25 protein-coding genes and 3 tRNA genes are annotated in these 24,075 nt (G+C 70.9%); 16 read left to right on the top strand and 12 right to left on the bottom strand.

Annotation, left to right across the window (positions count from 1 at the left end; translation table 11 throughout):
- Position 1: 1 nt before the first annotated feature.
- Positions 2–1,021: a tRNA lysidine(34) synthetase TilS gene (gene tilS / locus ABRP24_RS04290; protein ID WP_349847511.1), complete on the bottom strand. Its 1,020-nt coding sequence runs from the start codon at positions 1,019–1,021 to the stop codon at positions 2–4.
- Positions 1,022–1,085: 64 nt separating this feature from the next.
- On the opposite strand from tilS, the gene ABRP24_RS04285 reads away from it, so the two are divergent.
- Entirely contained in the window at positions 1,086–1,577 is a 492-nt protein-coding gene (locus ABRP24_RS04285) for an inorganic diphosphatase (RefSeq protein ID WP_349847513.1), read from the top strand.
- A 209-nt stretch (positions 1,578–1,786) separates the two neighbouring features.
- Here the strand turns inward: ABRP24_RS04285 and ABRP24_RS04280 are convergent, their stop codons facing one another.
- The gene (locus tag ABRP24_RS04280; protein WP_349847514.1) at positions 1,787–3,265 is read right to left on the bottom strand and encodes an NlpC/P60 family protein; all 1,479 of its coding nucleotides are present in this window, start codon (positions 3,263–3,265) and stop codon (positions 1,787–1,789) included.
- Between the two features lie 34 nt (positions 3,266–3,299).
- Complete coding sequence (locus ABRP24_RS04275) at positions 3,300–4,577, bottom strand: M23 family metallopeptidase (protein ID WP_214522663.1); 1,278 nt, start codon at positions 4,575–4,577, stop codon at positions 3,300–3,302.
- A gap of 258 nt (positions 4,578–4,835) precedes the next feature.
- On the opposite strand from ABRP24_RS04275, the gene ABRP24_RS04270 reads away from it, so the two are divergent.
- The 3 genes from ABRP24_RS04270 to ABRP24_RS04260 all read left to right on the top strand — a co-directional run bounded on the left by ABRP24_RS04270 (position 4,836) and on the right by ABRP24_RS04260 (position 5,112).
- Positions 4,836–4,908 (top strand) — tRNA-Glu (locus ABRP24_RS04270).
- A 53-nt stretch (positions 4,909–4,961) separates the two neighbouring features.
- A tRNA-Asp gene (locus tag ABRP24_RS04265) sits at positions 4,962–5,038 on the top strand.
- A 1-nt stretch (position 5,039) separates the two neighbouring features.
- A tRNA-Phe gene (locus ABRP24_RS04260) sits at positions 5,040–5,112 on the top strand.
- 198 nt (positions 5,113–5,310) lie between these two features.
- On the opposite strand, the gene ABRP24_RS04255 is transcribed toward ABRP24_RS04260, so the two are convergent.
- Positions 5,311–6,321: an aldo/keto reductase family protein gene (locus ABRP24_RS04255; RefSeq protein ID WP_349847515.1), complete on the bottom strand. Its 1,011-nt coding sequence runs from the start codon at positions 6,319–6,321 to the stop codon at positions 5,311–5,313.
- A 205-nt stretch (positions 6,322–6,526) separates the two neighbouring features.
- Between ABRP24_RS04255 and ABRP24_RS04250 the strand changes: the two genes are divergently transcribed.
- Positions 6,527–7,168 (top strand): hypothetical protein, encoded by a 642-nt coding sequence (locus ABRP24_RS04250; protein WP_349847516.1) that lies wholly within the window; start codon positions 6,527–6,529, stop codon positions 7,166–7,168.
- 58 nt (positions 7,169–7,226) lie between these two features.
- Positions 7,227–8,219: an NAD-dependent epimerase/dehydratase family protein gene (locus ABRP24_RS04245; RefSeq protein ID WP_301580929.1), complete on the top strand. Its 993-nt coding sequence runs from the start codon at positions 7,227–7,229 to the stop codon at positions 8,217–8,219.
- Positions 8,220–8,326: 107 nt separating this feature from the next.
- Here the strand turns inward: ABRP24_RS04245 and rocD are convergent, their stop codons facing one another.
- Positions 8,327–9,556, bottom strand: coding sequence for an ornithine--oxo-acid transaminase (gene rocD, locus ABRP24_RS04240; protein WP_349847518.1), 1,230 nt, complete (start codon positions 9,554–9,556; stop codon positions 8,327–8,329).
- A complete protein-coding gene (ddaH, locus tag ABRP24_RS04235) occupies positions 9,556–10,464 on the bottom strand; it encodes a dimethylargininase (RefSeq protein WP_349847520.1) in 909 nt (302 codons plus the stop codon). The genes rocD and ddaH overlap by 1 nt, the downstream gene beginning before the upstream one ends.
- Positions 10,465–10,768: 304 nt before the next feature.
- Here ddaH and ABRP24_RS04230 point away from each other — a divergent pair, with 304 nt between their 5' ends.
- The 8 genes from ABRP24_RS04230 (at position 10,769) to ABRP24_RS04195 (ending at position 15,383) form a co-directional block, all read left to right on the top strand.
- Positions 10,769–11,206, top strand: a complete 438-nt coding sequence (locus ABRP24_RS04230; protein ID WP_017887694.1) for an Lrp/AsnC family transcriptional regulator — start codon at positions 10,769–10,771, stop codon at positions 11,204–11,206.
- Positions 11,207–11,216: 10 nt separating this feature from the next.
- Entirely contained in the window at positions 11,217–11,597 is a 381-nt protein-coding gene (locus tag ABRP24_RS04225; protein WP_111234288.1) for a hypothetical protein, read from the top strand.
- Positions 11,598–11,600: 3 nt separating this feature from the next.
- A complete protein-coding gene (locus ABRP24_RS04220; protein ID WP_071245291.1) occupies positions 11,601–12,434 on the top strand; it encodes a nitroreductase family protein in 834 nt (277 codons plus the stop codon).
- The gene (locus ABRP24_RS04215) at positions 12,431–13,192 is read left to right on the top strand and encodes a YqjF family protein (RefSeq protein ID WP_301566168.1); all 762 of its coding nucleotides are present in this window, start codon (positions 12,431–12,433) and stop codon (positions 13,190–13,192) included. Before ABRP24_RS04220 ends, ABRP24_RS04215 begins: the two co-directional genes overlap by 4 nt.
- A gap of 70 nt (positions 13,193–13,262) precedes the next feature.
- On the top strand, positions 13,263–14,258 hold the full coding sequence (locus tag ABRP24_RS04210; protein ID WP_027467045.1) for an SDR family oxidoreductase: 996 nt from the start codon (positions 13,263–13,265) through the stop codon (positions 14,256–14,258).
- On the top strand, positions 14,255–14,599 hold the full coding sequence (locus ABRP24_RS04205) for a hypothetical protein (protein ID WP_349847523.1): 345 nt from the start codon (positions 14,255–14,257) through the stop codon (positions 14,597–14,599). The genes ABRP24_RS04210 and ABRP24_RS04205 overlap by 4 nt, the downstream gene beginning before the upstream one ends.
- A gap of 33 nt (positions 14,600–14,632) precedes the next feature.
- Positions 14,633–15,175, top strand: coding sequence for a dihydrofolate reductase family protein (locus ABRP24_RS04200; protein ID WP_349847525.1), 543 nt, complete (start codon positions 14,633–14,635; stop codon positions 15,173–15,175).
- Between the two features lie 10 nt (positions 15,176–15,185).
- Positions 15,186–15,383 (top strand): hypothetical protein, encoded by a 198-nt coding sequence (locus tag ABRP24_RS04195; RefSeq protein ID WP_035809337.1) that lies wholly within the window; start codon positions 15,186–15,188, stop codon positions 15,381–15,383.
- Positions 15,384–15,521: 138 nt separating this feature from the next.
- Here ABRP24_RS04195 and ABRP24_RS04190 read toward each other — a convergent pair whose 3' ends face one another.
- The gene (locus tag ABRP24_RS04190; protein ID WP_349847527.1) at positions 15,522–19,091 is read right to left on the bottom strand and encodes a bifunctional proline dehydrogenase/L-glutamate gamma-semialdehyde dehydrogenase; all 3,570 of its coding nucleotides are present in this window, start codon (positions 19,089–19,091) and stop codon (positions 15,522–15,524) included.
- 128 nt (positions 19,092–19,219) lie between these two features.
- Between ABRP24_RS04190 and ABRP24_RS04185 the strand changes: the two genes are divergently transcribed.
- Positions 19,220–19,699, top strand: coding sequence for a MarR family winged helix-turn-helix transcriptional regulator (locus ABRP24_RS04185; RefSeq protein WP_111057257.1), 480 nt, complete (start codon positions 19,220–19,222; stop codon positions 19,697–19,699).
- Here ABRP24_RS04185 and ABRP24_RS04180 read toward each other — a convergent pair.
- The 4 genes from ABRP24_RS04180 to ABRP24_RS04165 are packed head-to-tail and all read right to left on the bottom strand — an operon-like array spanning position 19,696 to position 22,708.
- On the bottom strand, positions 19,696–20,403 hold the full coding sequence (locus ABRP24_RS04180) for a zf-HC2 domain-containing protein (RefSeq protein WP_071245303.1): 708 nt from the start codon (positions 20,401–20,403) through the stop codon (positions 19,696–19,698). The two genes, ABRP24_RS04185 and ABRP24_RS04180, sit on opposite strands and share 4 nt — an antisense overlap.
- Entirely contained in the window at positions 20,400–20,915 is a 516-nt protein-coding gene (locus tag ABRP24_RS04175) for a sigma-70 family RNA polymerase sigma factor (protein WP_349847529.1), read from the bottom strand. The genes ABRP24_RS04180 and ABRP24_RS04175 overlap by 4 nt, the downstream gene beginning before the upstream one ends.
- On the bottom strand, positions 20,912–21,601 hold the full coding sequence (locus ABRP24_RS04170; protein ID WP_349847531.1) for a YceI family protein: 690 nt from the start codon (positions 21,599–21,601) through the stop codon (positions 20,912–20,914). Before ABRP24_RS04170 ends, ABRP24_RS04175 begins: the two co-directional genes overlap by 4 nt.
- A gap of 42 nt (positions 21,602–21,643) precedes the next feature.
- Positions 21,644–22,708 (bottom strand): TerC family protein, encoded by a 1,065-nt coding sequence (locus ABRP24_RS04165; protein WP_071245309.1) that lies wholly within the window; start codon positions 22,706–22,708, stop codon positions 21,644–21,646.
- A 163-nt stretch (positions 22,709–22,871) separates the two neighbouring features.
- Between ABRP24_RS04165 and ABRP24_RS04160 the strand changes: the two genes are divergently transcribed.
- Positions 22,872–23,543 (top strand): HAD family hydrolase, encoded by a 672-nt coding sequence (locus ABRP24_RS04160; RefSeq protein ID WP_349847533.1) that lies wholly within the window; start codon positions 22,872–22,874, stop codon positions 23,541–23,543.
- On the opposite strand, the gene ABRP24_RS04155 is transcribed toward ABRP24_RS04160, so the two are convergent.
- Positions 23,532–24,059 (bottom strand): AAA family ATPase, encoded by a 528-nt coding sequence (locus ABRP24_RS04155; RefSeq protein WP_301624029.1) that lies wholly within the window; start codon positions 24,057–24,059, stop codon positions 23,532–23,534. The genes ABRP24_RS04160 and ABRP24_RS04155 overlap by 12 nt on opposite strands.
- Positions 24,060–24,075: the final 16 nt, after the last annotated feature.

The raw sequence follows: 24,075 nt of genomic DNA, 5'->3' as shown, positions 1-24,075 counted from the left end.
CCTAACCGGCGCTGAACTCGATGCGGTCGCCGGTCCGCGTGGCACGGACGCCCGGCAGGTCGATCGGGCCCTGTCCGCTCCAGTCCGTGACCAGCCGGCAGACCTCGAGCGTCTGCACGCGCGACAGCGTCACCCCGAACTCGCTCTCCACCGCGAGGCGCACGAGTCGCTGCCGGAGCGCCGGCGGGTTCGCCCCGAGCGCCCGCACCGACAGCGAGATGCCCGCCTCGGAGTGCTCGGCGATGTCCTCGGCGATCTCCTCGGCGAAGTGGTCGAGGGCGGCGGAGTCCTCGCGCAGCTGGTCGGCCGTGCGGGCCAGGGCCTCGGGCACCCCGGCACCGAGCTCCCGTTCGAGCACCGGCAGCAGGGTGTTCCGCACCCGCACCCGTGCATACGCGGGGTCGTCGTTCTGCGGGTCGTGCCACGGCGCCAGCCCCGCTGCGGCACACGCCTGCCGGGTCGCGTGGCGCCGGACCGACAGGAGCGGCCGGCCGTAGGCCGGGCCGCTGTCGCGTCGGGCGAGCGGTTGCATTCCGGACAGGCTGTCCGGCCCGCTGCCGCGCAGCAGGCCGAGCAGCACCGTCTCGGCCTGGTCGTCCAGGGTGTGGCCCAGCAGCACCAGGGGTGACCCGGTGGCGGCCGCGACCTCGGCGATCGACGCGTGGCGGGCCTCCCGGGCGGCGCCTTCCGGACCACCGTCGGAGCCGACCGTGACCCTGCGGACCGTCACCGGGTCGAGTCCCAGCTCGGATGCCTGCCGGGAGGCGCGGCTCGCGACCGCCTCGGAGCCCGCCTGGAGCGCGTGGTCGACGACCACTGCCCCGGCCCGCAGACCCTGCTTGCCCGCTTCGAACGCGGTGGCCGCCGCCAGGGCGAGGGAGTCCGGTCCGCCGCTCAGTGCGACGAGGACCAGGTCGCCTGCGGCGACCACACCGTCGTCGACGGCTGCGGCGAGCAGGTCGCGGACCGCCAGGCGGGTCTCGGCGACGGCGGGGTCGAGCCGGGGACGCGGAGAGTTCACCCGGTAACGTTAGCCGCGCTTTCGCAACACACGACAGTCCCCGAAGCAGACACAGGAGCGCAACATGGCCGCGTACGACGTCGTCGTCGAGATCCCCAAGGGCAGCCGCAACAAGTACGAGGTGGACCACGAGACCGGTCGCGTCTACCTCGACCGCGTGCTGTTCACCTCGTTCGTCTACCCCACCGACTACGGGTTCTTCGAGAAGACCCTGGCCGACGACGGTGACCCCGTGGACGCGCTGCTGCTGCTCGAGTTCCCGACGTTCCCCGGCGTCGGCGTCAAGGTCCGCCCCGTCGGCGTCTTCAAGATGAGCGACGAGGCCGGCAACGACGAGAAGGTCCTCGTCGTCCCCGCCAAGGACCCGCGCTGGGCACACATCCAGGACATCTCGGACGTGCCGGAGCAGACGAAGTCCGAGATCGCGCACTTCTTCGAGCGCTACAAGGACCTCGAGCCGAACAAGTGGGTCAAGGCCGAGGGCTGGGGCGACGCCGCCGAGGCCGAGCGCATCGTGCAGGCCGGTCAGGCCGCGTACGTGCCCGGCTCGCACTGACGATCCCCTGACGACGAACGGCGCCCGCTCTCCTTCCGGAGGGCGGGCGCCGTTCTGTGTGCGTGGTGGGCTGCTGTCGCGCGGGGCGGGCCGGGCCGGGGCGTACCGGGTGGAAACGGGCGTACCTGGTGCGTTGATCCGTGCAGGTACGCCCGATCTCGCTCGGTATCGCAGCTGCTCTGGGAAAGAACGGGCAGACCGGGAGCGGGCTACAGGGAACCGCTCGGGCGGGCGACGTAGGGCATGAGCTGGTTCGGCAGCCAGATCGCGCGCTCGACAACGCCGACGCCGGGGCGCGCGGCCTCGACCATGGTGCCGTAGCTCGTCACGATCGAGTCGTGGTACGCCCCCGAGGCGGTGCCGTTCGACGAGTAGAACAGGATGTCGCCGGGCTGGCGCTGGGACAGCGGGACGAGGCGACCGATCGACTTGAAGTAGTTGTACTGCCAGACGACGTTGTGTCCACCGGTCGCGATGCCCTGCGAGCTGTAGGCCATCATCACGAGGCCGGAGCAGTCCCAGGTGGTCGGGCCGGCGCCGCCGAGGACGTACGCCTCGCCGAGCTGCCCTCGGGCGTAGGAGATCGCGCCGGCGGCCTTCGAGGGGCTGCTCGGGGCCGGTGCGGGGGCGGGTGCCGGGGCAGGAGCCGGCGCGGGAGCAGGGGCGGGTGCCGGCTTGCTCGGCGTGCTGGGAGTGCTCGGCTTGGACGGCGTGCTCGGCTTCGCGGGGGTGCCGGGGTTCGACGGGGTGCTCGGCTTGGACGGCGTGCTCGGGACGGCCGGAGTGGAGGTCCCGCCGCCGGTGCTGCCGGTGCCGCCCGTGTTGCCGGTGCCGCCCGTGTTGCTGCCGCTCGTGCCCCCGCCGGCGGCGTTCCCGGTGCCGGCGTCGTTCCCGGTACCGGCGTCGCCCGTCTGCTTGGCGATGGCGGCCGCGGCGGCCTTCGCCTGCTGCGCGCTCCAGTACGCGGTCTCCGTCGCGACGCTCGTGCCCTTCAGGTACGCGAGCTGGCGCAGGACCTCGGCCTGCTGGTCCTGTTCCTTCTGCACCCGCGCCTGGGCGCCTGCGGCCACGTCGTTGGCCGTCGCGAAGGTGGTCTTCGTCGCCTCGGTCGCCTTGCTCAGGGCCTTCTCGGCGGCGGACTGCTGGGCCGCCAGGGACTCGACGGTCTTCTGGTCGGCGCGTGCCTCGGCGAGGACGGTCGCGGAGCGCTCGGACAGGTGCGACATCGTGCCGACGCGGTAGAGCAGGTCCTTCGAGTCCGTCGAGTCCATGAGCATCGTCGTCGACAGGTCACCGCCGCCCGTGCGGGACAGCTCGACCACGAGCCCGGCGACCTGGCCGGCCGAGTCGTCCGCCCGGTCCTTCGCACGCTTCGACTGCGCGGACAGGTCGGCAAGGGTGTCCTCGGCCTCCTGCTGCTGCGACGCCGCCAGGGCGTACGCCTGTCCGGCCTGCTGTTCGGCGACACCGGCCTGGTCGGCGGCGTCCTGCAGCGTGCCGAGCCGGTCGCTCAGCTCGTCGACCGTCTGTTGGGCGTCGGCCGCGTCGGACTTGGCGGCCTTGACGTCGGCCCAGGAGGGACCCGAGGGCGCGGCCTGGGCCGGTCCGGCGATGACGACCGACAGGCCGATGCCGAGCACGGCGATGGTCGCGATCCCGCAGGAGAACGAGCGAGCGGAGGTGGTCATGACGTGGAAGGACTCGTTCCGGTGGCGCTGATGCTCATACCGAGATCCCCCGCGCTGCCATGAAGGGGACCGGGTCGACGGCAGCGCCGTTGACCCGGGTCTCGAAGTGGAGGTGGCACCCGGTCGACCAGCCGGTCGAGCCGATCTTGGCGATCTGCTGTCCCGCGGTGACGTGCTGGCCGGCGGTGACCATGATCCCGCCGTCGACGACGTGGCCGTACGCGGTGGAGATGCCGCCGCCGTTGTCCAGGATGACCTCGTTGCCGTACCCGCCACCGTTGCCGGCGAAGGTGACGGTGCCGTCGTGTGCCGCGTAGATCGGGGCGTAGCAGGCCGGGGCCAGGTCGACGCCGGCGTGCAGGGCGCTGACGTGCGTGTAGGGGTCGACGCGGTAGCCGTAGGGACTGGTCTGGTACCCCCCGGCGGGTCGGACCCAGCCGGACGCGTTCGCGCTGCCGCCGCCGGTGCCGCCCTGGCTGGTCGCCGCCGCCTTCGCGGCTGCCCTGGCCGCAGCGGCCGCGATCTGTGCCTGCCGCTTCTTCTCGGCGGCGACGCCCTTGCGGTAGTCCGCCTCGACGCCCTGCTGCTTGGTGGTGAGGGCAGTCAGCTGCGCCTCGAGCCGGGACTGGTTGTCGTTCTGGGCGTCCACCGCGGTCTGTGCGGCGTCGGCGGCGCCCTGGGCCTGCTGCATCTTCGACTGTGCGGCGTCGGCGAGGTCGCCCAGGGCTGCTTTCGCAGTGTCCGCCTTGTCGGCCTGGGCCTGGGCGGTGCCGCGGTCCTGCGAGGCCTGCGAGTAGATGCCGTCGGCTTGCTCGCTGAGCTTCGACATGGCACCGAGCTCGTAGAGCAGGTCACCGGAGTCCGAGGGGTGCGTGAGGATGTCGGTCGTCACGTCGTTGGCGCTGGCCCGACCGAGCTGCGCGGCGAGCTGACCGGCCTGCGCTTCGGACCGCGCGGCGGTCTGCTCGGCCTCGTCGGCCTGGGACTGCAGCGACTTCTGCTTGAGCGTCGCCTCGTCGTACTTGCTCTGCGCGGCCTGGTACGCCTCGCCCGCGGCCTGGGCTGTCTTCTGCTTGGCAGCCGCCTCGCTCTTCAGCGACGAGATGAGCGACTTGATCTCGCTGACCTTGGCCTGCTGGGCGCTGGTCGACGACTTCGCCTGCTGCACCTCGTCCCAGCTGGGGTAGCTCGCAGCGCTGGCGGACGACGTCGGGGCAAGGGCCGCGAGCGTGCCGGCCGTGAGCGCGACGGCGACCGCGGCGGCGATCAGGCGGCTGCGGGTGCGGAGGGAGAAGGGAGTGGAGGTCGACATGTATCTCGATTTCGTAACAGCGCGGCAAGGCTCACGCACGTAACACTGTTAACAGGTGCAACAGTAACAACACGGGTCGCAGGCTCGACAGCCCCTCGGACGAGGGGTGCGGCCGCCGACGATGCTCGCACCGACAGCATCGGAGACCCGTGCGCTGACGCCGCGACACGCCGGGGATGCACGGTTGGCGGGGTCGGATTTGTGAAACCCGGGGGGCATCCGTATGCTTGTCCATCGGTAGCGCGATGCACTGCTTGCGGCCCTATCGTTTAGTGGCCTAGGACACCGCCCTTTCACGGCGGCAGCACGGGTTCGAATCCCGTTGGGGTCACTCCTTGAGTGAGCGAGCAAGTAGTACTGAACAACACCACAGCAATTCAATATGGCCCTGTAGCGCAGCTGGTTAGCGTGCCGCCCTGTCACGGCGGAGGTCGCGGGTTCAAGTCCCGTCAGGGTCGCCACGGCTGGATAGCTCAGTTGGTAGAGCGTTCGACTGAAAATCGAAAGGTCCACGGATCGATGCCGTGTCCAGCCACCGGTGAAGGCCCCCTGCTTCGGCAGGGGGCCTTTTCCGTTGTCTGAGCGGTGTGACGTCGCTCGCAGCGCACAACCAAAGTCACCCCGAACCACGCAGCAGCGCAGTTCGGGGTGACTTTGGTTGTGCGGCTCGCGTTCGCGCCGGTTCGCCGACGGCCTGGAGGCGCGGGTCGCCTCCGCACGTCGGCTTCGGCGGCTAGGCCTCGCGCGTCTTCGGGCTGCTGTCGTTCGTCTTCGCGGGGTCGCGCTCGACCACGGCGCCCAGGGCATCGTCGATCCGCGACATGAGCTCCGCGGGGATCGCGACGCCGGCAGCGCCCGCGTTGTCGTGCACCTGCTCCGGACGCGAGGCCCCGATGATCGCGCTCGCGACGTTGTCGTTCTGCAGGACCCAGGCGACGGCGAGCTGCGCCATCGACAGGTTGAGCTCGTCGGCGACCGGCTGCAGCTCCTGCACCGAGGACAGCACCTCGTCGCGCATGAACCGCTTGATCATGTCCGCGCCGCCCTTGTCGTCGGTCGCGCGGGAGCCCTGGGGCAGCGGCTGACCCGGCTTGTACTTGCCGGTGAGCACCCCCTGGGCGATCGGGGACCAGACGATCTGCGAGATGCCGAGTTCCTTCGAGGTGGGGACGACCTCGTCCTCGATGACCCGCCACAGCGCCGAGTACTGCGGCTGGTTCGAGATGAGCTGGAAGCCGAGGTCCTTCGCGAGCGCAGCACCCGCACGCAGCTGGTCCGCGGTCCACTCGCTGACGCCGACGTACAGGACCTTGCCCTGGCGCACGATGTCCGCGAAGGCCTGCATCGTCTCTTCGAGCGGGGTCTCGTGGTCGTAGCGGTGTGCCTGGTACAGGTCGACGTAGTCCGTCTGCAGCCGCTGCAGCGAGCCGTCGATCGACTCAAGGATGTGCTTGCGGGACAGCCCGGTGTCGTTGTGACCCTTCGGACCGGTCGGCCCGAACACCTTCGTGGCGATCTCGAGGGACTGGCGCCGCTCCCCCTTGAGCGCTTCGCCGAGGACCGTCTCCGCGCCGGTGTTGGCGTAGACGTCGGCGGTGTCGAACGTCGAGATGCCGACCTCGAGGGCGGCCTTGACGCAGGCGATCGCCGCGTCGTTCTCGACCTGGGATGCGTGGGTGAGCCAGTTGCCGTAGGTGATCTCGGAGACCTTGAGGCCCGAGTTGCCGAGGTAGCGGTACTCCATGTGCGTGTCACTCCTGTCGTGGGGCGCGTCGGTGCGACCCGAACCGTGACGGTAGTCGCGTCGCCCCCAGGAGCACTCGGCCTGCGAGTGCACACCTGTACGCTGATGTTTCAGAGACGATCGGAAAAGACGAAACCCCGGCGATGTGGCCTGAGCCAGGGATCGTTCCGGGGTCTTCGTGAACAACGGTAGCAGGCGAGGCGGGATGCAGGAAGACGAGCTCGAGCGGCTCATCACAGAACGGCTCCGTTCGTACGCAGGGCGGACCGGGTCGTCGACTGAAGCACTGCGGCTCTACGAGTGGAACATGCGAGCCGCGGCGGCGGTCATGGAGCTCACCGGCGTCGTCGAGGTGTTCGCTCGCAATGCGCTCGACCGTGAACTCTTCGCGTGGGCATCGAGCCGCGCCGGGCCACCCTGGTTCGACATGGCACCACTCGACAGCCGCGGGCGTGCCGACCTCGCCAAGGCACGGGCACGGGCGAGTCGAGAAGGTCGTCGTCCCGAAGTGCACGGACGGGTCATCGCGGAACTCAGCTTCGGGTTCTGGCGGTACCTCGTGGAATCGCGTTACCACACGTCGCTCTGGGTTCCTGGCCTGCATCGAGCCTTTCCGCACGGGCCGGACAACCTGCGGATCCGACGGAGCGAGGTGGCGCGACGGCTCCAGCAGCTGCACTTCGTGCGGAACCGCGCCGCGCACCACGAACCCATCCACGCGCGGAACCTGCAGCGGGACCACGACTTCGCACTCGAACTGCTCAGCTGGATCAGTCCACACGCGGCATCCTGGGCTGAGGGCACCACGTCGATCGAAGCCGTGCTCCGTGCCCGCCCCGACGGGTAGGTGCAGGATCGAAAGGGTTGCGGCACGGAGCGGTGCCGCCGGAAGCGAGGGAGCATCCATGACCGGAGCGAGCGTGTTGTTCATCGGCGGGAGCGGCGTCATCAGCGCCGCCTGCGTCCGGGAAGCCGTCGAGCAGGGGTTCGACGTCACCGTGCTCAACCGGGGGACCACCGGGGGCAGGCCGATCCCGGAGGGTGTGACGCGCCTCCAGGCCGACGTGTCGGACCGCAGCGCACTGGCGGACGCACTCGGCGACCAGCGCTTCGACGTGGTCGTGAACTGGATCGCCTTCACGCCGGACCAGGTGCAGGCCGACGTCGACTTCTTCGCCGGGCGGACGCGGCAGTACGTGTTCATCAGTTCGGCCTCGGCGTACCAGACGCCGGCTACGCACCTGCCGATCACGGAGTCGACACCGCTCAAGAACCCGTACTGGCAGTACTCGCGCGACAAGATTGCGTGCGAGGAGCTGCTGATGCAGGCGTACCGGGAGCAGGACTTCCCGGTGACGATCGTGCGGCCGTCGCACACCTACGACGAGACGAAGCTGCCGCTGACCGGCGGCTGGACCGCGGTCGCTCGGATGCGTGCCGGTAAGCCGGTCATCATCACCGGCGACGGCACCTCGCTGTGGACCCTGACGCACAGCCGCGACTTCGCGGTCGGGTTCACGGGGCTGCTCGACCGGGCCGAGGCGATCGGTGAGCCCTTCACGATCACGAGCGACGAGGCGCCGACGTGGAACGCCATCGCGCACGAGATCGCGGCGGCGGCCGGGGTCGAGGACCTGCGGATCGTGCACGTGCCGGCGGACGCGATCAACGCCGTCGACCCCGAGTGGGGCGCGGCGCTGCTCGGCGACAAGGCGAACAGCTCGGTGTTCGACAACAGCAAGGTCCGGTCGCTCGTGCCGTGGTACCGGCCGCGCACGACCTACCGGCAGGGTGTACGCGAGGTCATCGCCTGGTACGAGGCGCACCCCGAGGAGCAGGTCGTCGACGAGCGGCTCGATGCCCTGATGGACGAGCTGGCGGCGCGCTGGGCGGTGTGAGCCGCACTGGTTGACGCGCGCCGGCGCACGCAAGACACCGGTGTTCGCGCTCCGCACCGCGGGATGCGGGGGTTCAACGCGCGAACACCGGTGTTTTGCGGATCAGGTCAGGCGCGCGCCGCCAGGACGTCGGCCAGGGTTCCGATCGCGAAGCGCACCTCGTCGTCGGTGACGACCAGGGGCGGCGCGAAGCGGATCGTCGACCCGTGGGTGTCCTTCACCAGGAGCCCGCGGTCGGCGAGGTCCTTCGAGATCGCCTTGCCGGTGCCGAGCGCGGGGTCGATGTCGATCCCCGCCCAGAGTCCGGCGACCCGGTGCGAGACGACACCCTTGCCGAGCAGGTCGTCGAGCAGGCCGCGCAACAGCGGTTCGCCGTCGAGGGCCCGCTGCTGGAAGGTGCCCTCTCCGAGCATCGCCACGACCTCGGCACCGACGGCTGCGGCGAGCGGGTTGCCGCCGAAGGTGGACCCGTGCTCGCCGGGGCGCAGGACGCCGAGGACCGCAGCCGAGCCGACGACCGCCGACACCGGCACGATGCCGCCGCCCAGTGCCTTGCCGAGCGTGATGAGGTCGGGGCGGACCCCGACTCGCTGCACCGCGAGCGTGTGTCCGGTGCGACCGAGGCCGGACTGGATCTCGTCGGCGATGAACAGCGCGCCGAACTCGTCGCAGACCGCGCGGACGTCAGGAAGGTAGGACTCCGGCGGGATGACCACGCCGCCCTCGCCCTGGATCGGCTCGAGCAGGACGGCGACGACGGTCTCGTCCATCGCCTCGCGCAGAGCCGCAGCGTCGCCGTACGGCACCGTGCGGAAGCCGGGCGTGAACGGTCCGAAGTCATCGTGGGCCGAGGGGTCGTCCGAGAACGAGATGATCGTCGTGGTGCGGCCGTGGAAGTTCCCGGACGCGACGATGATCGTCGCCCGCTCGGCCGGCACGCCCTTGACGCGGTAGCCCCAGGCGCGGGACACCTTGATCGCGGACTCGACGGCCTCGGCACCGGTGTTCATCGGCAGGACCATCTCGGTCTCCGTCAACGCCGCCAGTGCTGCGGCGAACGGCCCGAGCTGGTCGTTCACGAACGCCCGGCTGGTCAGCGTCACGCGGTCGAGCTGCGCCCGTGCGGCGTCGAGCAGCCGCGGGTTGCCGTGGCCGAAGTTCACCGCGGAGTACGCGGCGAGGCCGTCCAGGTACTGCTTGCCGTCGACGTCGGTGGCGGTCGCTCCGGCACCCGACGCGATGACGACGGGCAGCGGGCTGTAGTTGTGCGCGAGGGCGCGGTCCTCGACGGCGAGCGCCGCCGCGGTGTTGACCCCGAGCGACGCTGCCGCCGACATCAGCTGACCCCGAGCGAACGCGCGACCGAGGTGCCGGTGCCGAGCGGGTGCAGGTCGAGGGTGCAGCACTTCACGCCGCCACCGCCGAGCAGCAGCTCGGACAGGTCGACGCCGATCGGGTTGTAGCCCTTCTCGCGCAGCTGTTCCGCGAACCGAACAGCCCGGGCGGCGATCACGACGTTGTACCCGTCGGAGTACGAGTTCAGGCCGAGGATCGCGGCGTCTTCTTCGGTGGCGATGATCGCGTCCGGGAAGCGCTCGCGCAGGATCGCCAGCGACGGCTCGTCGAAGGCGCTCTCCAGGTACGCGATGTTGCTCGTCCCGTCGACGGAGGGCTCGGGGTCGAGCACGGCGATGGCGGTGTCGAGGTGGTAGAAGCTCGGGTTGATGAGCTTGAGGGTGACGACCTCGCGGCCGTAGATCTTCGCGAGCTCGTCGTGCGAGGTGCTGTCCGACCGGAAGCCGGTGCCGGCGAAGATGGTGTCCCCGATGAGCAGGAAGTCACCCTCGCCCTCGTTGGTCTGCTCCGGCTCGGCGACGGTCAGACCGGCCTGGCGGAACCAGTCCATGTACGCGGGGCCCTCGGGCTGGCGCTCGGGGTACTGGAACTTCGCGCCGTACGCGATGCCGTCGAGGACGAACCCGCCGTTGGCCGCGTAGACCATGTCCGGCAGGCCGTCGATCGGGTCGATGTACGAGATGTCGAAGCCGAGCTGCTCGTAGACGGCGACGAGCGACTCCCACTGCTCGACGGCCTTCGACGTGTCGGTCGGCTCCTCCGGGTGCATCCACGGGTTGATCCGGTAGCTCACGGTGTAGAAGTCCGGCTTGCACATCAGGATCGTGCGCTTGGTGGCAACACGGGCCGGGGTGGCGACGGACTCGGGGGCGGGTGCGGTGTTCGACATCAGTCCTCCTGGAAGGGACCGGGGCCCGAGCCTGCCAGGAACCGAAACGGAACGAGGAGAAGAGCTCCGGTGAGATGCAGGCTCACTCACCGCAGCGGACCAGGTCGACGCCGAGTCGATCCTTCCACAGACTCACCGCAGCGGAACAGTGACACTCATGCATCGACGCCACTCAGAAGTCTGGCATGAACCGTCCGACGAGTGCAGTCCCCCGCCTGCGGGACCGTGACACCCGTTCGGGTGACGCACGTTTCGTGCGCGAGACCCACCGGGCTCGCAACAAGTCCGCGTACGATGGGGACAAATGGATACGCTCGACCACCGCATCCTGGATCAGCTCCGGGACAACGCCCGCGCCGGCTACGGCGACATCGGGTCGGTGGTCGGACTCTCGGCCTCGGCCGTCAAGCGCCGCGTCGACCGGCTGGTCGGTGACGGCGTCATCCAGGGCTTCACGATCAAGGTCGACCCCGCCGTCGAGGATCGCGGCACCGAGGCCTGGGTCGAGCTCTACTGCCGCGGCACCGTCTCGCCCGACGAGCTGCGTGCCCTGCTCGACACCGTCCCCGAGGTCATCGACGCCGGCACGGTCACCGGCAGCGCCGACGCCGTCGTGCACATGCGCTCGAAGGACCTGTCCGCGCTCGAGGAGGCGCTCGACAAGGTCCGCCTCGCACCCCAGGTCGACCACACCCGCTCCGCGATCGTGCTCTCCAAGCTCGTCAGTCGAGAGACCGCGTAACGTCCCACGCATGGGACGGAAGACGGTCTGGAGGCGCGACTCGGCACCCACGGGATCGCGCCCGGCCCGGCAGCTGGTCACCGCTGCGAGCGTCGCCTACGTCGCGAACTGCCTGTGGGGCACCGCGGTCGCCGTGCGGCTGATCCGCACGAAGAAGCTCCGCGTCGTGCACCACGGCCTGTTCGTCGTGACCGCGACCCTGACCGGCGTCGCGGCGACCACACCCGCGTGGACGCGCGACCGCACCGCACTGTTCCTGCTGCCGGCACTCGTGCCGCTGGCGGTCGCTCCACGCACGAACCCGCGCTCCGGAGCACACTGGAGGGTCGCGGTCGCCGCCGCACCGTCCTACCTGGGGGCCGTGCTCGCACGCAGGCGATCAGAGAGGTGAGCAGTGGAGCTGTTCGAGGCCATCCGACGACGACGCACGACGAACGGGCCGTTCCTGCCCGATCCGGTGTCGGACGAGCACCAGCGGCTGCTCATGGAGCTCGCCGGCCGGGCGCCGTCGCAGCTCAACAGCCAGCCGTGGCGCTTCGTGCTGATCGAGGAACGCCAGACGATCGACCGCGTCGCCGAGATCAGCGGCAGCTCGATGACCCGCACCATGGCCGAGGGCACGTTCTTCGAGCGGTACAAGCCGTACTTCCGGTTCTCCAAGGCCGAGATGGACGAGCGGCGCGACGGCATGCTGTTCGACAAGCTCCCCGGGCCGCTGCGGCCGTTCACGAAGCAGGTGTTCACGAAGCGCGGGCAGCTGCTCATGAACACACTCCGGGTGCCGCAGACCCTGGGTGAGGAGAACCGGAAACTCGTCGCCGGGTCACCGCTGCTGCTCGGCGTGATGCTCGACCGCCACGAGTACCGGAAGGAGGAGCTGTCCGGCTTCTACTCGGTGTTCAGCATGGGCGCGGCGATGGAGAACATCTGGCTCGCGACGACCGAGCTCGGCCTGGGGATCCAGTTCGTGTCCTTCCCGATGGAGACCCCCGGCGCGTGGGAGGAGATCGAGGGACTGCTCCGCGTGCCCGAGTCGCTCGAGCTGATGGCCGTCTACCGGATCGGGTACCTGCCCCCGGAACGACGACGGCCGGCCATCGACTGGACGTCGAGCGAGCGGAAGCGTCCCTCGCAGTACGTGTTCCGCGGCACCTGCGACACCCCGCAGCAGGGGTGGGACGACGCACCCGTCGCAGCCCACATCGAACCGGAGGCGACCACATCGTGACCGACACCCGACCCACTCACGTGACCCCGGGCCTCCAGGCCGTGGCCCCCGGTCTGCCGGGCCGCCCCTGGATCTCGCAGGACTGGCTCGACGTCGTCTTCGTGCACTGGCGCGTCGACGTGTCGGCGGTGGCCCCGCTGCTGCCGGCCGGCACGCGGCCCGACACGATGGCGCTCGACGGCACCGACGACGGGGCGACCACCTGGGTGGGCCTCATCGCGTTCCGGTTCGAGGACACCCGGTTCCCGCCGTTCTCGACCGGGAGCATCGGCGACTTCGTCGAGCTGAACGTCCGCGTCTACACGGTCGACGAGCAGGGGCAGCGTGGGGTGGTGTTCCTGTCACTCGACGCCGGCAAGCTCCTGCCGACCATCGGTGCACGCGTCGCGACCGGCCTGCCGTACCGGTGGGCGGTCGCGGAGTCGCGCAGCGGTGACGGCCGCGTGGGGTACGCGATGCGGCGGCACGGCACCCACCTGCGGTCGATGCTCGACGTCCGTGTGGGCGAGGTGCTCGACGAGCCGGGGCCGCTCGAGACGTTCCTGACGGCGCGGTGGGGCATGCACGTGCACCGGGCGGGACGGACGCGGTTCTGGCCGAACGAGCACGAGTCGTGGCCGTTGCACCGGGCCTCGGTCGTGTCGCTGCGGGACGACCTGGTCGGAGCTGCCGGGCTGCCCTTCGGGCTGACCGAGCTCGAGCCGGACTCGGTGCTCTACTCGCCGGGGGTCACGACGCGGTTCGGTCGGGGGCGCTGAGGCACGGCTGCTGCCGCATCGGGGGACAGCGGCTGAGTGGTGCACGGTCGACCGCAGGTACAAGGGAGCCATGACTCGAGTGGCAGTGGTGACCGGTGGATCCGCAGGACTGGGACGGGCGACCGTCCGGGAGCTCGCCGCACGGGGGTGGGACGTGGCCGTCCTGGCCCGCGGGCAGGAGGGCGTCGACGCCGCCGTCGCCGAGGTCGAGGCAGCCGGGCGACGCGGGTTGGCCCTGGTCGCCGACGTCTCCGACCGCGACGCCGTCGAGGCCGCGGCCGACCGGGTCGAGCGGGAGCTCGGACCGATTGACCTGTGGGTGAACGGCGTGATGGTCGGAGTGTTCGGGAAGTTCCTCGACACCGCCCCGGAGGACTTCGAGCGAGCGCTGCACGTGACCTACCTCGGCTTCGTGAACGGCACCCGGTCGGCGCTGTCGCGGATGGTCCCCCGAGGTCGTGGGCACGTGATCCAGGTCGGTTCGGCGCTCGGGTTCCGCGGGATCCCGCTGCAGGCCGCGTACTGCGGCGCGAAGCACGCGATCGTCGGGTTCACCGAGTCCGTCGTCTCCGAGCTGCGCGAACAGGGCAGCAAGGTCAAGGTGTCCCGCGTGGACATGCCGGCTCTCAACACGATCCAGTTCCAGTGGGTGAAGTCGAAGTTGCCGCACCACCCGCAGCCGGTCGCCCCGATCTACCAGCCCGAGGTCGGCGCCCGCGCCATCGCCGCCGTGGCCGAACGACCGCGCAGCCGCACCTGGGTGGGCGAGTCGACGGTCTACACGATCCTCGGCAACCGGATCAGCGGACGCTTCGCCGACTGGTACGCCGCCAAGACCCTGGTCGACGGGCAGCAGGCCCCCGACAAGGACGGCCTCGAGATGCGGGACAACCTGTACGAGCCGGTTCCGGGCGACCACGGCGCGCACGGGGTCTTCGACGAGTCAGCGCATGCCTGGTCGCCGCAGACCTGGTGGGTGGAGCACCGCCGGGTCGGCAACGGCATCATCGGGGCGGTGCTCGGCGCGGCCGGTGCCGCTGCACTCGTCGCGGGACGCCGACGATGAGCCGCCGGTCGTCGACCGTGAACGGGGCAGCCGTCGTCGAGCTGGCCCGTGCCGGGCTCGGCCTGTGGCACCTGAGCCGTGCGGCCCGAGGGTCGGACCAGGCCGTGCTGCACGGCGTGCTCGGGGTCCGACAGCTCGCACAGGCTGCGCTCGTCGCGCGAGCTGGTTCCGGCAACGCGCACACCCTGAGTGCCGTCGTGGACGCCCTGCACGGCGCGACGATGGTGCCGTTGGCCGTCGCCGACCCCCGTCGACGCCGGATCGCGCTCGACCAGTTCTGGATCGCCGCGGTGCTCGCGGTCGCCGAGGCAGCGGTCGTCGGTCGCAGCGGTCGGCGCTGACTCCTGTCGGGGGTGCTCGGTAGCGTCGCCGGCATGAGCACGATCTACTCCGTCGCGTCCTCGCTGGACGGCTTCGTCGCTGCGCCCGACGACGACCTCGACTGGCTGCTGCAGTTCGGGTTCGAGCCGTTCCAGGAGCACCACGACCGGTTCTTCGCCGGCGTCGGCGCGATCGCGATGGGCTCGACGACGTACGAGTGGCTGCTCGAGCACGACGACACGTGGGCGTACCCGGACCTGGCGACGTGGGTGTTCACGACCCGAGACCTGCCGGTGCCCGACGGCGTCGACGTGCGTTTCGTCTCGGACGAGGTCGGCGACCACCAGGCCGACCTCGAGCGCGAGGCCGCCGGGCGTGACGTCTGGGTCGTCGGCGGCGGACTGCTCGCGGCGCAGTACCAGCAGGCGGGCATCCTCGACGAGCTGCGGGTCACCGTGATGCCGGTCGCACTCGGCGGCGGAGCTCCCCTGCTGCCGGTCGCCGCACCGACCCCGGTGTTCGAGCTCGTCGGCACCACGCAGTTCGACGGCGGGGCGGTCGAGCTCCACTACCGTTCCGCAGCAACCGCGGCGTAGCGTCCGGGGCATGAGCGACAACGAGCAGACCGAGCCCGTCATGGACGGTGCCACCGATGCCACGAACCACGAGAAGCTGCAGGGCCTGATCGAGCAGGTCGACCACGACCACGCCGGTGAGGGCGCCGGCGCGATGGCGGACCACCTGCGGGACCGCATGGACGAGACCGGTGTCGAGGACGAAGACGCGGGTGACGCCGAGGACTGATCCTCGGGGCACTTCGTGAGCAGAAGAGGTCGGGTCCCGTCTGGGAACCCGACCTCTTCTGCTCACGAAGCGGAACGCGCGAAGCGGAACGCGCGAAGCGGAACGCGCGAAGCGGAACGCGCCCGACGCGCGACGCGCCTAGACGCGCAGCTCGGAGAAGTCGCTGTCGACGTCGCCGAACCGGTGCGCGGTGATCGACACCGACTGCTCACGCAGGTACGGCAGCATCTCGATCACACCGGCCTCGACCACGGGGGCGTCGTGGATCGCGACGTCGATGCTCGCACCCAGGGCTTCTTCGAGGGCGAGCGGGTCACCGCCGAGCAACCGGATCCGGGCACCGGGACCACCGAACGCCGTGTGGGCCGGCCGGTCCTGCCCCTGCGACAGCACGGCCTCGAGCGCGTCGACCGGCTGGTCGTCCTGGTCGGTGGACCAGTCCGCCTGGAACACGGCTCCCGACGACGCGCGGGCGTGGAACTCCTGGTCGGACTCGACCAGGTGGTCGACGACGTCGAGCGGGGACCGGTTCGACGCGAGCAGCTGCGTGAGCGGGCCCGGCAGCGGCCGAGCCGTGCTGAGCAGGATGTGCGCGCGTGCCGAGGTCGCGGCGACGAGCGTCCGGACGAGGTCCACGGTCGAGGCGTCCTCGGCCTGGCGCACGATGACGGACTGGGGTCGGTGGCGCAGCACGTTCCGCTGCACCACGAGCCCGGACAGGTCCCGCGACCGGAAGAGCGTCTCTCGTGCATGCACGTCGCTCAGGGCTCCGGCGCGGACACGGTCGAACTCCTCGAACGACAGCCCGGTGCGCGCGGCCTCGATCACCGCGGTGACACGCGGGGGCAGGCCGTGCAGCTGGATGCTCTTGTGCACGGTCCGGGGTGTGGGCTGCCAGCGCCCGAGGGTCGCGACGTACATCGGGCCGCCGGCCTTGGTGCCGGTGCCGACCGAGGAACCCTTCCAGCCACCGAACGGCTGGCGCCCCACGACGGCACCGGTGATGCCGCGGTTGACGGACAGGTTGCCGGCGTGGACCCGTGCCAGCCACTCGGACACCTCGTCGACGTCGAGCGAGTGGATGCCCGCCGCCAGCCCGAAGTCGGTGCCGTTCTGGATGGCGATCGCCTGCTCGAGGGTCTCGGCGCGCATGATGCCGAGCACCGGGCCGGAGTACACGGTCTGGTGGAAGTCGCTGCCGGGTCGGACGCCGTCCCGGATGCCCGGCGACCAGAGCCGGCCGGAGTCGTCGACCGCCTCGGGCTGCACGAGCCACGACTCCCCCGGCCCGAGCTCGGTCAGTCCCTGGCGGAGCGTGCCCTGCGGTTCGGCGACGAGCGGGCCGACCTGCGCCGTGGGGTCGTCCGGCCACGCGACCCGGAGCGTGCGGGTGGCGTCGACGAGCTGCCGCTGGAAGCGCTCGCTCTCACCCACGGACCCGACCAGGATCACGAGGGACGCCGCCGAGCACTGCTGTCCGGCGTGCCCGAAGGCGGACTGCACGATGTCCTGCACCGCCAGGTCGAGGTCGGCGCTCGGCGTGACGACGATGGCGTTCTTGCCGCTCGTCTCGGCGGTGAGCGGCAGTCCGGCACGCCACCAGCGGAACGAGCGGGCGGTGTCGGACGAGCCGGTCAGGATGATGCGGTCGACCGTGGGGTGGCCGATGAGGTCGCGGCCGAGTTCGTCCTCGGCCAGGTCGACGAGCTGCAGCAGCGAGTGCGGCACCCCGGCGTCCCAGAGCACGTCGGCGAGCACGGCACCGGAGCGCTTCGCCTCGGGCGCGGGCTTGAGCACGACACCGCTGCCCGCGGCGAGCGCCGCCAGCACGCCACCGGCGGGGATCGCGACCGGGGAGCTACACGGCGGCACGACGACGGTCAGCCGCGGCGGCACGTACTGCGCGCCCTCGACGTCACCGAGGCGCCGGGCGCTCTCGGCGTAGTAGTGGGCGGCGTCGACGGCCTCGGTCACCTCGGCGTCGGCCTCGGCGAAGGTCGTGCCCGTCTCGGCGGCCATCACCTCGATCAGGTCGGCGCGGCGGGTCTCGAGTTCGTGCCCGATGAGGTCGAGGAGCTCGGCGCGGTCGGACGGGTCCTGCCGCCCCCAGTTCACGCCGGCCTGGGCGGTCCGCGCCATGATCCGCTCGAGCTTGGACCGGTCGGCGACCTTCGCGCCGCGGATCGTCTGTGCGCCGAGCTGCGAGCGCGGCACCCGGCGCAGGACGTCGAGCGCCCAGGCCCGGTTCGCGGCGACGGACGGGTCGGTGTCGGGGGCGTTGTGGAACGCGTCGCGCAGGACCGGTTCGCCGAGGGCACGGTGGCGGTCCTGCGTGCGGTGGGTGGCGGGGACGGGCTCGTCGAGTGCGGCGACGGACGCCAGGAACCGGCTGTGCTCCCGCTCGAAGACGCTGGCGTCGTGGTCGATGTCGGCTGCGGCGGCGATGAAGTTCTCGGGGCTCGCGCTCTCCTGCAGGCGCCGGGCGAGGTACGCGATGGCCGAGTCGAACTCGTCCGGCTGCACGACGGGCGTGTAGAGCAGGATCTGGCCGACGTCGGCCCGGACGGCCTGGGCGTGGGTGGACGCCATGCCGAGCAGCATCTCGACGTCGACGGCGTCGGTGACCCCGCGGCGCTGCGCGAGCACCCACGCGGTGGCGAGGTCGAACAGGTTGTGCCCGGCGACCCCGATCCGCACGGCGTCGGTGCGCTCCGGCGTCAGTGCGGCGTCGAGCATCCGGAGGTAGGCGGTGTCGGTCTCGCGCTTGCTGCCCCAGGTGGCGAGGGGCCACCCGTGCAGGATCGCGTCGACGTGCTCCATGGCGAGGTTCGCGCCCTTGACGAGCCGCACCGTGATCGGGGCACCGCCGCGCGCCCGGCGTTCCTGCGCCCACTCGGTCAGCGCGTCGAGCGCTCCCGCGGCGTCGGGCAGGTAGGCCTGCAGCACGATGCCGGCCTGCAGGTCGGCGAACTCGTCACGGTCGAGCAGCGCCCGGAACACGGCGAGGGTGACGTCGAGGTCTCGGTACTCCTCGATGTCGAGGTTGATGAACTTGGCCGGGCGTCCGGCGGCCGTCGGCGCCGCGGCCAGGCGGTAGAGCGGGACGAGCCGGTCGACGACGCGCTCGACCGTCTGGTCGAAGGCCCACGGCGAGGTCTGCGGGACGACGGAGCTCACCTTGATCGACACGTGGTCGACGTCGTCGCGGGCGAGCAGGTCCATGGTGCCCTGCAGGCGTCGGTCGCTCTCGGCGCTGCCGAGGACGGCTTCGCCGAGCAGGTTCACGTTCAGTCGCGTGCCCGGACCGCGGACCTTGGCGAGGGCCGGGCCGAGCTTGCTCGTGCTCGCGTCGATGACCAGGTGCCCGGTCATCCGGCGCAGGATCCGGCGCGCGGTCGGGATCACGGCCCACGGCGCCATGGTGGCGAACCCTCCGCCGAGCGTCACCGCCCCGCGCAGGTACCAGGCGAGGAAGTCGGGGACGTCACGGCTCAGCTGCTCGAGGTTCCGTGCCGCCACGCGGGGGTCTTCGGGGCGGACGACCTTGTCCACGAAACCCCGGGTGAAGTCGAGGCCCTGCTCGTCGCGCAGGACCTCGGCCAGACGGACCGCGCCCGGGTCGGGCTTCACCCCGGCGGACGCCGCCAGCCACCGGCGCACGAGCGCGACGGCGTCATCGGTGGTGTCCTGGAGGCGAGCACTCGGCATCCCCCGATCGTATGCCGCACGTCCGACGCGACCTCGGAGCACGCCGTACGTCGGCCAGGAGTCATCCGAGCGGATGAAAGGGGTCGCTGCGCGGTCCGACCGTCCGCCCGGTGGATACGCTGGTCGGCATGTCGACGGAGGGCAACGGTGGCCACGACTGGGCCACCTGGGACGCGTACCACGACGTCTGGCGACGACTCGACCGAGCGCTCGACCGGGCCGTCCAGGCGGGCGCCGGCATCTCGGTCCCCGAGTTCGAGATCCTGATCGGCCTGCACCGCGACCCCGACCACCGTCTGCGCGTCCGGGACATCGCCGCGGGCATCGGCTGGGAGAAGTCGCGCGTCAGCCACCAGGTCACGCGGATGGTCTCCCGCGGCCTGGTCGAGCGGGCGGACTGCCCGAGCGACGCCCGCGGCAGCTGGGTGGTGATGACCGCGGACGGCCGTCGCGCGGTGCTCGCCGGCATCCGCGCACACACCGGCGCGCTCGAGGACCTGTTCTGGAGGCCCGTGGGGACCGACGCCGAGACGCTGCGGTCCGTCAGTGCGCGCGTCCAGGAGGCCATCGGCCCCGACGACGCCTCGGACGAGGCCGACGTCGGCTAGAGCGTGACGACGGCGAGCGCGCCGCGCTCACCGCGCAGCCGGACCTGCACGCTCTTGATGTCGTCCCGCGGGATGTCCGTCGACGCCGACAGCCCTCGTGCGTCCGCGCCGGCAGCCGTCCACGACCCCACGGTCTGCGTCGTGCCGTCCGTCCGGACGACGACGAGGTCGTAGAGGATCGACCCGTCCGGCGACCACTCCTTGCCGCCGTACGAGCACCCCCAGTCGAAGCGGGTGCCCCACTGTTCGCCGCTGATGGCGAGCTGGACGTCGAGTCCCTGCACGCCGGTCATGTCGTAGCGGTCGGCGGTGGCAGCTGCCGTCGGAGCGGCACCGGCCTGCACCGTGGTGCGCTCCCCCGCGGCACCGACCGCGAGCCCGCCCAGGACGGCGGCGACCACCGCGAGCCCCGCGGTGGCGGCGACCCAGACCCGGCGACGGCGGCGACGGTGTCGGACGCGGTGCGCGACGGAGGCGAGGTCGCTCTCGGAACGGGTGTCGGGCCTCCCGTCCGGTTCTGCGATCTCGATCGCCTGGTCGGCCGGCAGCTTGCCGAGCAGCCCCGGCAGACCGACCAGCTCGGCGACGGCGGCCGCACAGCGGTCGCACGTCTCGAGGTGCCGCTCGTACTCCAGCCGTTCACCGGCCGGGAGCGACCCCAGGACGTACGCCGCATCCCACTCCGCGTACTTGTCGTCGCTCATCGGGTCACTCCTCGTTCCTGCAGTGCGAGCCGGAGGGCTCGCAGCCCGTAGTGCAACCGCGACTTGGCGGTGCCCTCCGGGATGTCGTGTCGCCGTGCGATCTCCGGCACCGTGTGCCCGAGCCAGTACGCGTCCACCACCACGCGGCGGTGGTCCGGGGTCAGCGACGCGAGTGCGTCGGCGACCACGATCCGGTCCAGCACGGCGTCCGTGCTGTCCGACTCGATCCGTTCGACCTGGTGCTCGGTGCCTTGCTCGCGGCGGTTGCGTGCCGACCGCGCGTCGTCGACCACCAGGTTGCGCGCCACCGTGAAGAGCCACGCCCGCGCGCTGTCGGGTGCCCGTTCGAGCACGGCCGGACGCTGCCAGGCGCGGACCATCGTCTCCTGCACGACGTCCTCGACCGTCGAGCCGTCCCGCGTGAGGTGCCGGACGTACCGCGTGAGCGCGTCACCGTGCTCGCGGTACAGCGTCGCGAGCAGCTCGTCCGCGGAACGACTCGTCACGGTCACTTCCCGAGGTCGAGGGAGAACTCGACGGAGCCCTTCCCGTCCACGGTGACGAAGCCGAGCGACGGGGCCTTCACGCCGTAGTCGGCGAAGGTGATCGGCACGGTGCCGGCGACCTGGACGGTCCCGCCCTTGCCGACCGCGACCTGCGCGTCGGCCGTGACCGGCTTCTCGACGCCGTGCAGGTCCATCGTGCCGGTCAGGGTGACGTCCTGCGTGGAGCCGTCGAGCGCCTTCTTGACGTCGACGGGCTTCGTCAGCTCGAACGTGGCAGTGGGGTACTTGTCGGTCTGCAGCGCGGTGGAGCGGAAGTACTCGTCGCGGGCCGCTTCGGGGGTGCTGATCTTGCCGACCTGGACGGTGACGGTCGCCTTGGTGAGGGAGCCGCCGTCGACGACGGCGGTGCCCTTGACGTCCTTCGTGCGACCGACCACGTTCACATCATTCCCCTGCAGGACCTCGTGCACCCGGTACCCGGCGTACGAGCTGCTCTTGCTGGTCCAGGTGCCGTCGGCGTCCTTCGCGTCGAGGGTGCCGGACGAGGACGCCGGCAGCGAGGGGGCTGCGGCGGCCTCGCCGTTGACGGTGTTCGCGTAGATGACCGGGCCGGCGATGACGGCTGCTGCCGCCACGACGACGACGCCGGCGGAGATCCCGATGATGACCTTGGTGCGTTTGCGGAGTGCCATACCCAGACGACGAGACGGCCGGGCGGATCGTTCAAACGGGTTTCAGTCGGAGGTGCGGGCGCGGTCCTGGTCGGCGCGGTCCTGGTCGGCGCGGTCGTCGTCCGCCGCTGTGTCGTCCGCGGTCACGGCGTCGGCGGCCGGGGTCTCGCCGCGCATCCGGACGAGGCTCGCCAGCGTCGACACGGCCATCGCGGCGACGATCACCAGCAGGGACACCCACGTGTTGATCTCCGGCGCCCACTCGATGTGGTGGCCGCCGTTCAGGAACGGCAGCTCGTTGTCGTGCAGCGCGTGCAGGACGAGCTTCACGCCGATGAAGGCCAGGATCACGGCGATGCCGTACTTCAGGTAGACCAGACGCTCGAGCAGTCCGCCCAGCAGGAAGTAGAGCTGGCGCAGACCCATCAGCGCGAAGACGTTCGCGGTGAACACGATGAAGGGGCTCTCGGTGATGCCGAAGATCGCCGGGATCGAGTCGAGCGCGAACAGCAGGTCGGTGGTACCGATCGCGATGAGCACGATGAGCAGCGGCGTGAAGTGCCGGACACCGTCGTGGTGGGTGCGGAACTTCATGCCGTCGTACGTGTCGGTGAGACGGACCCGACGGCGGAGCAGCCGGACGATGAAGGTGTCCTTCTGGTCGTCCTCGTCCTCGCCGCGGAGCTGCTGGATCGCCGTCCAGATCAGCCAGGCGCCGAAGATGTAGAAGATCCACGAGAAGTTCTCGATGAGCTGCGCGCCGACCAGGATGAAGATCCCGCGGAGCACGAGCGCGATGATGATGCCGAGCAGCAGCACCTCCTGCTGGATCTTCTTCGGCACCGAGAAGCGCGCCATGATGATGACGAACACGAACAGGTTGTCGATGCTCAGGCTGTACTCGGTGAGCCAGCCCGCCAGGAACTGCCCGGCGGAGTCGCCACCGGCGAAGACCAGCATGAGCACCGCGAAGACCAGTGCGAGCCCGACGTAGATGCCCACCCAGATGCCGGATTCGCGCAGCGTCGGCACGTGCGGGCGACGCGCGACGATGAGCAGGTCGGCGAGCAGGATCGCGACCAGGGCGATCATCGAGCCGACTTCGAACACGACGGGGAGCTCGGGCATGCGGAGCCTTCCTTGCTGGTGGTGGGGCGGGCAGCTTCGTGAGCGACCCGCACCAGTCTCCGGCATGATCCAGGCGGTGGCGAACCCCGGGGCTGCGTGCGGCGGACAGAGCCGTGCCGCTCCCGGCCGTTCCCACTGGTCGAACGGGCCGTAGCCTGGGCGCGTGGCGACTCCGCGAGCGATCTGCTTCGATCTGGACGGGACGCTGTTCGACCACCGCGGGTCCGCTCGCGTGGGCGTGACCCGGTTCCTCCAGGGTTTGGGCGTCGAGGTCACGGAGGCAGCGATCGGCGCCTGGTTCACCGCCGAGGACGAGCAGTTCGAGCGCTGGCGATCCGGGGTGATCGGCTTCCAGGATCAGCGACGCGCACGGCTCCGCACGGTCTTGCCGCAACTGGGCGTCGCGGTCCCCGGGGACGATACCGGCCTGGATGCCGTGTTCGACGACTACCTGCGTGCGTACCGCGAGGCCTGGCGGCTCATCCCCGAGACCCTGCCGCTGCTGCACGAGTTACGCGACCTCGGACACCGCCTCGGTCTCTTGACGAACGGCACGGAGACCCAGCAGCTCGACAAGCTCGCTCGGACCGGCCTGGCCGACGCGTTCGACGTCGTCTGCATCTCGGAACGCATCGGGTTCCAGAAGCCGGACGTCCGCGCCTTCCACGCCCTGGCAACACAGCTCGACGTCGACCCGGCGGACTGTCTCTTCGTGGGTGACGACCCCGAGCGCGACGTGGCCGGTGCCCGGGCAGCCGGGATGCGGGCGGTGCTGGTCGACCACGCGCAGCCGGAGGCCCCTGGTCTCCGGGCGCTCGTGCTGTCAGCGCTCTGACGTCACCGCGTCCGCGACGGCCCGGGCGACCTCGGTGGCGGGAGCCTCGGTCGCGTCGATGACCTCGGCCTCGGCGTGCAGCCAGCCGCGCGCCGCCTCGGCGTAGGCGTCGACGTACGCGAACCGGAACGTCGACGGCCCCACGATCTGATCGTTCTGGATCCGGTCGCGGAGCGTCGGCCCGTCGACGTGCAGCACGAAGTGCCGGATCGGTATCCCGTGGTCCGCGAGCCCCGCGGCGATCTCCCGCCAGTAGGCCTCGACCAGGACCGTCATCGGCATGATGAGCGGCCCGCCCACGTAGTCGTGCACCCGACGAGCGGTCTCGACCACGAGCGGCCGCCACGGATCCCAGTGCTGGAAGTTGTCGCTGGCCGGAAGCCCCGGCGTGACGTCCATCAGCACCTCGCCGACCTTCTCAGCATCGAGGATCCGCGAGCCGGGCAGCAGCGGCTGGAGCAGTCGGCTCGTCGTCGTCTTCCCCGCCCCGTGGGTTCCGTTCAACCAGACGATCACACCAGGACCCTAGCCG

It is taken from the genome of Curtobacterium sp. WHRI 8282 (assembly GCF_040223925.2).
Taxonomy (GTDB): domain Bacteria; phylum Actinomycetota; class Actinomycetes; order Actinomycetales; family Microbacteriaceae; genus Curtobacterium; species Curtobacterium flaccumfaciens.
This window is presented reverse-complemented; position numbering and strand designations above follow the sequence as displayed.